The sequence below is a fragment of the Polynucleobacter sp. Tro8-14-1 genome, from assembly GCF_018881655.1.
GTDB lineage: Bacteria > Pseudomonadota > Gammaproteobacteria > Burkholderiales > Burkholderiaceae > Polynucleobacter.
Map to the genome: position 1 here is coordinate 65048 of NZ_JACVPX010000010.1, position 11010 is coordinate 76057.

General features: G+C 46.7%; 9 protein-coding genes and 1 other RNA gene. 4 read left to right on the forward strand and 6 right to left on the reverse strand.

Going from position 1 to position 11010, the window contains the following annotated elements; genetic code table 11:
* Positions 1-2: 2 nt before the first annotated feature.
* The 5 genes from ICN34_RS11015 to gyrA are packed head-to-tail and all read right to left on the reverse strand — an operon-like array spanning position 3 to position 6967.
* Positions 3-884: a prephenate dehydrogenase/arogenate dehydrogenase family protein gene (locus ICN34_RS11015; RefSeq protein WP_216122669.1), complete on the reverse strand. Its 882-nt coding sequence runs from the start codon at positions 882-884 to the stop codon at positions 3-5.
* Entirely contained in the window at positions 884-2002 is a 1119-nt protein-coding gene (gene hisC, locus ICN34_RS11020; RefSeq protein WP_216122671.1) for a histidinol-phosphate transaminase, read from the reverse strand. The genes ICN34_RS11015 and hisC overlap by 1 nt, the downstream gene beginning before the upstream one ends.
* Positions 2003-2056: 54 nt before the next feature.
* On the reverse strand, positions 2057-3136 hold the full coding sequence (gene pheA, locus ICN34_RS11025) for a prephenate dehydratase (RefSeq protein ID WP_216122673.1): 1080 nt from the start codon (positions 3134-3136) through the stop codon (positions 2057-2059).
* Positions 3136-4233, reverse strand: coding sequence for a 3-phosphoserine/phosphohydroxythreonine transaminase (serC, locus tag ICN34_RS11030; RefSeq protein WP_216122674.1), 1098 nt, complete (start codon positions 4231-4233; stop codon positions 3136-3138). Before serC ends, pheA begins: the two co-directional genes overlap by 1 nt.
* A 25-nt stretch (positions 4234-4258) precedes the next feature.
* Positions 4259-6967 (reverse strand): DNA gyrase subunit A, encoded by a 2709-nt coding sequence (gene gyrA / locus ICN34_RS11035; protein ID WP_072583674.1) that lies wholly within the window; start codon positions 6965-6967, stop codon positions 4259-4261.
* 159 nt (positions 6968-7126) lie between these two features.
* Here gyrA and ompA point away from each other — a divergent pair, with 159 nt between their 5' ends.
* From ompA to ssrA, 4 genes are all read left to right on the forward strand, one after another.
* Positions 7127-7696 carry an outer membrane protein OmpA gene (gene ompA / locus ICN34_RS11040; RefSeq protein WP_216122675.1) on the forward strand — a complete coding sequence of 190 codons (570 nt, stop codon included), beginning with the start codon at positions 7127-7129 and terminating at the stop codon, positions 7694-7696.
* A gap of 96 nt (positions 7697-7792) precedes the next feature.
* A complete protein-coding gene (gene ubiG / locus ICN34_RS11045; RefSeq protein WP_216122676.1) occupies positions 7793-8482 on the forward strand; it encodes a bifunctional 2-polyprenyl-6-hydroxyphenol methylase/3-demethylubiquinol 3-O-methyltransferase UbiG in 690 nt (229 codons plus the stop codon).
* Between the two features lie 8 nt (positions 8483-8490).
* Complete coding sequence (locus ICN34_RS11050) at positions 8491-9171, forward strand: HAD family hydrolase (RefSeq protein ID WP_216122677.1); 681 nt, start codon at positions 8491-8493, stop codon at positions 9169-9171.
* A gap of 60 nt (positions 9172-9231) precedes the next feature.
* Positions 9232-9590, forward strand: a transfer-messenger RNA (tmRNA) gene (ssrA, locus tag ICN34_RS11055).
* Positions 9591-9661: 71 nt separating this feature from the next.
* On the opposite strand, the gene ICN34_RS11060 is transcribed toward ssrA, so the two are convergent.
* Positions 9662-11010: TonB-dependent receptor domain-containing protein (locus tag ICN34_RS11060; RefSeq protein WP_216122678.1), on the reverse strand; the 1349-nt coding region annotated here is incomplete at its 5' end.

Here is an 11010-nt window from a genome sequence, read left to right on the forward strand (position 1 = left end):
CATCAAAGTACATCCAAATCTTGACGCGCTTTACTCGCCTTATTGAATAATTTTTCTAATCCAGGGCCATCGTTCTCAGCAATCAGTTTACGCATATGACTCACAATCAACAGATACTGATCTAACTCTTTCAGAATTGCAGTGCGATTACCCAAGCAAATGTCGCGCCACATCTCGGGACTTGAAGCTGCAATACGGGTGAAATCTTTAAAGCCAGCACCCACATGACTAAGCTTTTGATCAGCGTCTTCAGAATTCACTACGCTAGCCATTAAGGCATAAGACAAGATATGAGGCAGATGCGAAACCGCTGCATAAATCGCATCATGTTGTACAACACCAATCTTTTTCACCTCAGAACCAACGGATTCCCAAAAACCCGTGATCAAAGCCGTATCTTCTGGTGAGTTTTCCTGCAAAGGACAAATAATGGTTTGCTTACCTTGAAATAAATCTGCCTTAGCCGCACTGGCCCCGTGCTGAGCGCCGCCTGCAATCGGATGAGCCGGCACAAATTGACATGCCTTCTTACCCAACACCTCCTTGGCAGCCAAAATCACATCGCCTTTAGTGCTGCCGGCATCGGTAATCATGGTGCGAGGCTCAAGATGTGGCTCCATCATTTCAAATGCAGCGCGCATTTGCGCTACGGGCACACAAAGTACGATGACATCAGATTGCTTGGCTGCCTCAACCAAATCCACCACACCATCAATCGCACCCATCTTTTGCGCTTGATCTAAATTTTCTTTGCTACGACCTACGCCCAAAACTTTTGTCACCACACCCGCCTGCTTGAGTGCCAAACCCAATGAGGCACCAATCAAACCAACACCAACAATGGTGACGGTACCGTAATTACTTGCTGGATTAATGATGGTCATTAGGACAGTATTTCTTTTAAAGCGGCAATGAAGGCTGCATTTTCTTCTGGCAAACCAATCGAGATACGCAACCATTGTGGCAAGCCGTAGTTACCCACTGGGCGAACAATAATGCCGCGCTTAAGTAATTCCAAATTAATGCGAGCACCAGCTTGGTCATCATCACCCACCTTAACGAGCACAAAGTTGCCTGCAGACGTCAGATAGCGTAAGCCTAGTTCATCGAAAGCTTTGGTGAGCTGGGCATAGCCAGCACGATTGAGTTCAAAACCTTGCTGCAAAAATTCTTTGTCCTGAAAGGCTGCAATAGCAGCAGCCTGGGCTAGACTATTCACATTAAACGGCTGACGAATACGATTCAGTAGATCAGTTAAATGCGGTTGTGCAACCCCATAACCAATGCGCAGACCGGCTAAACCATAAGCCTTGGAGAAACTGCGCGACAAAATCATATTAGGGAAGCGCTTTACCCAAGCAATGGCATCGTAGCGTTGCTCAGGCGTGAGGTACTCGTTATATGCTTCATCAAGTACAACAACTACATTTGATGGAACTGCAACTAAAAAGTCTTCAATCTCTTTAGCTGTCAAATAACTACCAGTAGGATTATTGGGATTAGCCACAAATACCAACTTTGCCTTGTCGCCAGATGCTTTAATTGCCGCCAACATAGCTGGTAGGTCGTGGCCATAAATATCCGTAGCAGCCACTTCAATTGCCTTAGCGCCAACAGCCTGAGTGGCTAAGGGATAAACAGCAAAGGCATGCTTTGAGAAGATCACTTCATCGCCCGCTTGCGCCACTGCACGGGCAGCCAATTCCAGAATATCGTTACTGCCATTACCTAAGGTAATCCAGTCTGTTGGCACACCCAATCGATCGGCTAAAACATTCTTTAACTCAAATCCATTGGAATCTGGGTAGCGGCCTAAGTCACCTGCAGCCTTGAGCATTGCATCTTGTGCGGACTTTGGCATGCCTAATGGATTTTCATTGGAGGCTAGCTTCACAATTTTATTTTCATCAAGGCCATACTCACGCGCAACTTCGCTGATAGGGCGACCACCAACATAAGGGGCGATCGCATGAATATGTTTTAAGCCAATCTTAGAAGTCATTCGAGCTTTACTAATTTATTTACTAATACACAGTTAGTTACAGTTAATCTTGGATTAGGTAGAGTGAGGATACGAGCCAAGGTTCTTATAGAAAGCTGCAACCCCTTTTAACTCTTCAAGCGCCTTCACCACTTTCGCATCATCTGCATGACCAGCAATGTCAATATAGAAGTGATATTCCCAAGTACCTTTGCGTGCAGGACGAGATTCGAAGCGATTCATAGAGACACTATGCGTTGCCAAAGGCGCTAATAAGCGATGAACGGCACCAGGCTGGTTATCAACAGAGAGCACCAAAGAGGTCTGATCTTTACCGGTTGGCTGGCAGGCGTAGTTACCAACCACAACAAAACGGGTGCGATTATGCGGATCATCCTGAATCTGTGCAGCCACTGCTTGCAAGCCATAAGCTTCTTGAGCAGGATCACCAGCAATTGCAGCCAGAGTAGGATCACTTGCCGCCATGCGAGCTGCTTCCGCATTACTACTCACCGCTTGACGCTTGAGTTGTGGAGCGTGCACGCTTAACCATTGCTGGCACTGCGCCAATGCTTGAGCATGAGCGCAAACGGTGGTTACACCATCCAAGTTACCGCTCTTAGTCAACAAGTGATGACGAATTGGCAATACGACTTCGCCGCTAATACGCATAGAAGAGTCGAGCAATAAATCCAATGTGCGAGAAATCGCACCTTCACTAGAATTCTCAACAGGTACTACGCCAAATTGTGCCGCGCCCTTCTCTACTGCTTTAAAAACCTCATCCAAACTGGCACAAGGCAATCCAGCAATGGAATGACCAAAATAAGTTTGCGCAGCTTGCTCAGAGAATGTTCCAACTGGGCCAAGATACGCAATGGTTTGACGTGCTTCTAATGCTCTGCAAGCAGACATGACTTCACGCCAAATTGCAGCAATGCCATCTGGCAACAACGGGCCTTTATTAATTTCTTGCAGGCGAGCAACTACTTGGCGCTCACGTTCTGGACGAAATACTGGCGAAGCAAAACCGCCTTTAATGTGCCCAACCTCTTGCGCTGCTTTAGCACGCTGAGTCAACAAATCTAATATTTGCGCATCTAATGAATCAATTTTTTCCCGCAAGGGTGCTAAGCGCTGTTCTTCAGTACTCATTAAGCCCGCCTTTCAAAGTCGCGCATAAATTCAACTAAGGCTTTTACACCCTCAATAGGCATTGCGTTATAGATGCTGGCACGCATACCGCCTGCAGCTTTATGGCCACGCAAGGCAACCAAGCCAGCGGCGTTTGATTGCGCCAAAAACTCTGCATTCAGGTTCTCATCTTTTAAGAAGAAAGTCACGTTCATACGTGAGCGATATTCCTTGGTGACACGATTCTCATACAAGCTGCTTTGATCTAAAAAGTTATAAAGTAAATCCGCTTTTTCTTGGTTACGCTTTGCAATGGCTTTCACTCCGCCTTGCTTAAGCAGCCACTTAAAGCCTAGGCCAGCCATATAAATCGAAAATGTCGGCGGCGTATTGATCATCGACTGAGTATTGGCCTGCACAGCCCAATCCCAAATCGTGGGAGTAATGCCCATGCTGTGACCAATTAAATCCTTACGCACAATCACAATCGTCACGCCAGAGGGGCCGATATTCTTTTGCGCACCACCAAACCAAACGGCGCACTTGTTCACATCCATTTCTTTAGAAAGAATATTGCTAGAGATATCCGCAACTAGTGGAATATCACCAACGTCTGGCACATCTGGGAATTCAACACCGCCAATCGTTTCATTGGCACAGTAGAGAACGTAAGCAGCATTACCAGATAACTTCCAAGTTGATCTTGCCGGAATGGTATTGAATTTTTCTGCGGCTGAAGAGGCAGCTAAATTTGCAGTGCCATACTTCTGCGCTTCTTTATAGGATTTTTCTGACCACACGCCAGTAACGATGTAATCCGCCTTCGGTTCGCTCTTGGCCAAAGGCATCAGGTTCATGGGGATGGCTGCATTTTGCCCAAGACCACCGCCTTGCAACAGCAAAATTTCATAATTATCAGGAATATTCATGAGGGTGCGCAAATCTTGCACCACCTCCTCATACACTTCCATAAACTCTTTGCTGCGATGACTGATTTCCATCACGCTTGTACCAAGTCCACGCCAATTGAGCATTTCATCGGCAGCCTGCTTCAGCACCTCTTCAGGCAAGGTAGCAGGCCCCGCAGCGAAATTGAAAATGCGGCGGTCAAAAGTCATGATGTGTCTAGCCTAAAGGTGACGCTTAAGCGTCACCTGCCGTATCGTCATTAGAGTCGGTTGTTGGGTCAGCAGATACATCACCTTCTACTGCGCCATCAACTTCTTCGTCCGAATCGCTCTCAGCAATACGCTGCAGACCTGATAAGCGCGTACCTTCATCCACATTGATCAAAGTAACGCCTTGAGTAGCGCGCCCCATTTCACGGATTTCAGAAACACGCGTGCGAACCAAGATACCGCCAGTAGTGATCAACATAATTTGATCTTCTGGAGATACCAATGCAGCCGCAACTACCTTACCGTTACGCTCTGAAGTCTGAATGGCGATCATGCCCTTTGTGCCGCGTCCATGTCGAGTGTATTCAGCGATTGGCGTACGCTTACCGTAACCATTCTCTGTAGCTGTCAATACGCTACTTGGAATTGCAATTCCGTCCGCATCAACCACAGCCGCTTCAGCACCTTCTGCAGCTTCTGCTGGAGCAACCAACATAGCGATCACTTGATGACCTTCACCTAAGTTCATGCCGCGCACACCGCGTGCGGTACGACCCATTGGGCGAACATCGTTCTCGTCAAAGCGCACTGCTTTACCAGCGTCAGAGAACAACATGACATCGTGCTGACCATCGGTAATCGCTGCGCCAACTAAGAAGTCGTTTTCATTCAAGTCAACCGCAATGATGCCGGCCTTACGTGGGTTAGAGAAGTCAGACAAGCGAGTCTTCTTCACAGTGCCCAAGCTAGTAGCCATAAAGACGTAATGATCATCCTGGTAGCCCTTGATCGGCAGAATCACAGTGATCTTCTCGCCTTCAATCAGAGGGAACATATTGACGATTGGCTTGCCACGAGAGGTGCGACTACCTTGCGGCACTTCCCAAACTTTGAGCCAATACATCCGACCGCGATCGGAGAAGCACAAAATAATGTCATGGGTGTTCGCAACGAAGAGTGTGTCAATCCAATCTTCGTTCTTAGTAGCTGCAGCTTGCTTGCCGCGACCGCCACGTTTTTGGGCGCGATATTCACTCAGTGGTTGACTCTTCATGTAACCAGTATTTGAAAGAGTCACCACCATATCCTGCGGTGTAATCAAATCTTCTGTGAAGAGTTCGGTGGCATTCATTTCGATGAATGAGCGACGACCTGTATCACCACCAGCAATACCAAACTCCGCTTGAACTTCTTTCAACTCGGATTCGATCACTTGAGTTACACGCTCTGGCTTTGCCAACAAATCAAGTAAGTCAGAAATCTCTGACATCACTTCTTTGTATTCGTTAACAATCTTATCTTGCTCAAGACCAGTCAAGCGTTGTAAACGCATCTGCAAAATCTCTTGCGCCTGGCTATCAGAGAGGCGATATAAGCCAGTAGTTTGCATGCCGTACTCAGGCAATAATCCCTCTGGACGATAAGCGTTGCGGCCGCCTGGCGTATCAGTTTCAGCACGCGCCAACATCTCTCGCACCATCGATGAATCCCAAGCTTTGCCCATCAATTCTTGCTTAGCAATCACTGGGTTCGCAGCAGCTTTAATAAGCGCAATGAACTCATCGATGTTTGCCAATGCAACAGCCAAACCTTCTAAGACGTGACCACGATCACGAGCTTTGCGTAATTCAAAAATCGTGCGACGTGTCACTACTTCGCGACGGTGTTGCAAGAAGTACTCAAGCATCTGCTTCAAGTTCAACAAGCGTGGTTGGTTATCTACCAAGGCCACCATGTTCATGCCGAAGTTATCTTGTAACTGAGTGCTCTTATACAAATTATTGAGAACGACTTCGGGCACCTCGCCGCGCTTCAACTCAATCACAACGCGCATACCAGATTTATCTGACTCATCACGCAAATCAGAAATACCTTCAACTTTTTTCTCATTCACCAACTCAGCAATACGCTCGAGCAAGTTCTTTTTATTGACTTGGTATGGCAACTCATCAACGATGATGGCTTGACGCGCGCCCTTATCCAAATCTTCAAAGTGAGTTTTGGCACGCATCACGACACGGCCACGGCCAGTGCGATAACCCTCGCGAACACCTTGAACGCCGTAAATAATGCCGGCAGTCGGGAAATCCGGGGCTGGGATGATCTCAATAAGCTCATCAATCGTGCATTCTGGGTTGTGAAGCACGTGCAAACAGGCTGAAACCACCTCATCCAGGTTATGGGGAGGGATGTTGGTCGCCATACCTACAGCAATGCCAGAACTGCCATTTATGAGCAAATTCGGCACTTTGGCAGGCAGAATCAGGGGTTCTTTCTCGCTACCGTCGTAATTTGGCCCAAAATCAACCGTTTCCTTGTCCAAATCGGCCAAAAGCTCATGAGCTATCTTGCGGAGGCGGATCTCGGTATATCGCATTGCAGCAGCGTTATCGCCGTCTACGGAGCCAAAGTTACCCTGCCCGTCAACCAGCATATAGCGCAGAGAGAAATCCTGGGCCATCCGAACGATCGTGTCATACACCGCAGAATCACCGTGCGGATGATATTTACCGATTACATCGCCAACTATACGGGCAGATTTTTTGTAAGCTCGGTTCCAATCGTTGTTTAATTCATACATTGCGAATAAGACCCGGCGGTGAACCGGTTTGAGGCCGTCACGCACGTCTGGCAGGGCTCTGCCGACAATGACGCTCATTGCGTAGTCCAAATAGGACCGCCGCATTTCGTCTTCGAGGGATATTGGTAGTGTTTCTTTAGCGGCTTGTTCCATCTAGAAATAATATCATTTTGATGACAGGTAGGCCCTATGCTAAGATTCTGTCAGTTTGTACGAAATTGAGATGTGTCGCTTTGCAGTTTTTGCATCAAGGTAGGGCGAATTACATTTAAGTTTGACTTTAATTAAAAAAGAGATTTTTGAGGACTAAAAATGAACAAAACCCTAAGAGTGTTGCTCGCTTCTGTTATTACTGTTTCTGCAACTGCAGCAATGGCTTCTGATAACTGGCAAAACGGCGATGGCGCCCTAAACTGGAAAAACGGCGATGGCACATTGTGCTGGCGCGATAACAACTGGACTCCTGCTACCGCAGCTAAAGGTTGTGACGGTGCGTTGACTGCTGCTGCTGCTGCTGGCGTTAGCCAAAGCAAAATCACTTTGCAAGCTGACACACTTTATGACTTCAACAAGTCTGACTTGAAACCAGAAGGTAAAGCTACTTTGGACAAGATCGCTGCTGATTTGAGCAAGATCAAGTTAGAAGTAATCATTGCTGTTGGTAACACTGACAGCGTTGGTACAGATGCATACAACATGGCCCTCGGTCAGCGTCGTGCTCAGTCAGTTAAGACTTACCTGACAAGCAAAGGTGTTGACGGTAGCCGCATCTACACAGAATCAAAAGGCAAGAGCAATCCAGTTGCATCAAATGCAACTGCTGAAGGCCGCGCTAAGAACCGCCGTACTGACATCGAAGTTGTTGGTACAGCAGCTCAGTAATTCACTTTACTTGTAAAAAAGCCCGCTTCTAGCGGGCTTTTTTATTTCCGCTATATTCATAGACTTCTCCAATAGCCTCACAATTAGCCCATTTATATGAACGTCGACCAGTCAGAAATCGCCAAATTTAGCGCCCTAGCCCATCGTTGGTGGGACCCCAATAGCGAATTCAAACCCCTGCACGCCATCAACCCACTGCGCCTGAACTGGATTAAGTCCTTTGTTAGCTTAGAAGGCAAGAAGGTGGTTGATATCGGTTGCGGCGGTGGCATCTTGGCAGAATCCATGTCCCAATCAGGCGCAGAAACCACCGGTATCGATTTATCTGAAAAAGCTCTCAAAGTAGCTGAATTGCATGCTTTAGAGGTAGGCGCAAACCTTTCTTATCGCTCCATCTCAGCAGAGGCACTCGCTGATGAGCAACCTGAACAGTATGACGTGGTGACCTGCATGGAGATGCTTGAACACGTGCCGGACCCCGCTTCGGTAGTGCGCGCTTGCGCCAAACTTTGTAAGCCTGGGGGCACGTTATTTTTTAGCACCCTCAACCGCAGCCCTAAGTCCTACTTATTTGCCATTATTGGTGCTGAATACATTCTGAAATTACTTCCCAGAGGTACTCACGAGTACGCTAAATTCATCAAACCTTCTGAGCTCGTCGCCTTTACTCGCCATGCGGGTTTAGAAATGCTTGGCATGAAGGGTATGAGCTACAACCCACTCACTCAGGTCTATAGCTTGAGTGATGATGTGGATGTGAACTACATGATTGCCGTTCGTAAATAATTCAAGATATGAGCAATCTTTTCAGCCCTTATGCCGGCATCTTTTTTGATTTAGATGGCACATTAGCCGATACTGCACCTGATTTAGTAGCGGCAACCAATCAATTGCTCGTTGCGCGCAATCTTGCGCCTAAGCCTTATGAATTTCTGCGTCCCTATGCCTCAGCTGGTGCTCGCGGATTACTCGAAGGCGCCTTTGGCATTAGCCCCGATCATGCAGATTTCACTCTATTGCGCGATGAATTTTTCAGTAATTACGAAAAAGCATTGCTGGTAGAGAGTAAATTATTCGATGACATGAGCCACTTACTGGATCAAATGGATCAAGCCAAGCTCCCCTGGGGCATTGTTACGAATAAAAGTGAGCGCTTTACCAATCCTCTTACTGAATTAATGGGTTTACGCCAAAGAGCTATTTCTACCGTTTCTGGCGATACAACACCGTATTCAAAACCCCATCCTGAGCCTATCTTGCACGCCGCCAGAATAGCTAAAGTAGATCCTACAAAATCACTTTATATAGGCGATGACATTAGAGATGTTGTGGCAGGCAAAGCAGCAGGAATGAAGACTGTCGCAGCCGCTTATGGCTACTGTGGCTGTAAAGAGCCTCCAGAGGCCTGGGGAGCCGATTACATCGTTAATCAACCCCTCGAGCTATTGCAAATCATCTTTCCCAATAGGGAATAAAAGATATTCAACAATTTAAAGCTAGCGGCTTTAAAATACCCTTTCCTAAGCATGCAATCTGGGACCGACATGGTTTCGACGTGGGTTACAAAGCATCAAGGGCATACCGAGGACCCGTTATCTCGTAAATCAATGGGAATGTTTTAACTGCAAACGACGAACGTTTCGCACTAGCCGCTTAATTGCGGTTGCCCCTGAACTGATTCTCTCTTGGGTCAGCTAGCGCAAGCTAGATCAGGGTCATTTACAAGAGATAAGATCATTTCATGTCACGGGGAATGATTCGAAAACTTAGTGAATCGTCAGCGTGGAACGTGTCAATCTGTGCCTAGCTGGCTAAATTAAATGATATGACTAAGTATGTAGAACTTGTTGTGGAGGATTTGCGGACGCGGGTTCGATTCCCGCCGGTTCCACCATTTTGAAGTAACAGTCAAACGCCACCTATCTGGGTGGCGTTTTTCTTTGCTTTAGGAATCCATCATTCTTATTAATTGAATTGATAGCTCATGCCAGCTTGGAAATTGAGAGGCGCTCCAGCAAAAATCCCATCAGGACTCCGGCTGGAAATATATCTCTTATTAAATACATTATTAATCACTCCAAACACTTTCCAATCTTTGTTGATGGCGTAGTTAGCACTCCAATTGACTGTTGTAAAGGCAGGAACCTCGCCTAAAGTTCCAATGGCATTTTGCGCAACCGTATTTGCCGAATCCGCATACTGAGCAGAAACATAATTCAGATTGACTAAAGTATTGAAGCCATTCTTTTCGTAGCTAACACCCAAATTTGAGGTTAATTTAGGCGTGTACGGAATGCGATTACCATCTCGCCCCAAAGAGCTCGTGCCAACAAACTTAGCCACCGGGATATAAGTAACATTACCATTAATGCCCCATCCCCCTCCTAGCGCATAAGCCAAGGACATCTCGGCACCTTGATGCAAACTTTTACCGCCATTGGCTTTAGAAATTCCGGCAGCTAAGCTCTGATTCACAACTTGATTACTGAAGTTCATGCTAAAAATAGCTGAATCATAAGTAAAAGCACCAGAGCGACCACGTAGACCGAGCTCCGTATTGGTTGAGCGTTCTGGGGCTAACTGCTGATCAACTCCTTTGTCATCAATTGCGGTGGCTAACTGTGCTGGCGCAAAACCTTTATAAACACTACCGTACGCCTGCACTTGGGGAACAAGCTGCCAGGTAGCACCAATTTGTGGAATAGTTTCTACATTCTTAGCGCTACCAGCTTTTCCAGTAGCAGCATTTGAACGGGTCTGGTTATAACTTTCCACTCGTACCCCAGGAATAAGGGCAAAGTCTTTGCTCAGCAAGAAACGGTTTTGCGCATAGACCGCCACTGAATTAGCCTTGTTATCTTCCTGCGAAGTGAGTCGACCAGAATAGGCTAGAGTTTTGGAACTCACTACTTGATTGATTTGAGATTCGGTATGCATGCGCAATCCAAACTCTGCTTCATTCGAAATCCCCAGAGCCTTATAGGCATGACTTACCCGAGAATCGATGCCCAGCATTTGAAACTCTCGATTTCGTCCAATCAGACAATCAGCACCTACGTTGCAGGCTCTAAAGACTGTCGATTCCTGTGTACGTTTAACAATACTTTGCCGCCAATAATCTCTAGATAGCCTGCTCCAATACATCAAAGTATTGATTTTGGTCTCAGGACTAATTTCGATAGCATGATTGAGATCTACTGCATTTCTTTGGGTAATAAAGCGGTCATTTGGCGCTGGATTATCTCTTGAGTGAGTGCTGTACTGATTTGGGCGCAGACCTACATATGAGGTATTGATATTGTTATCGTAATGGG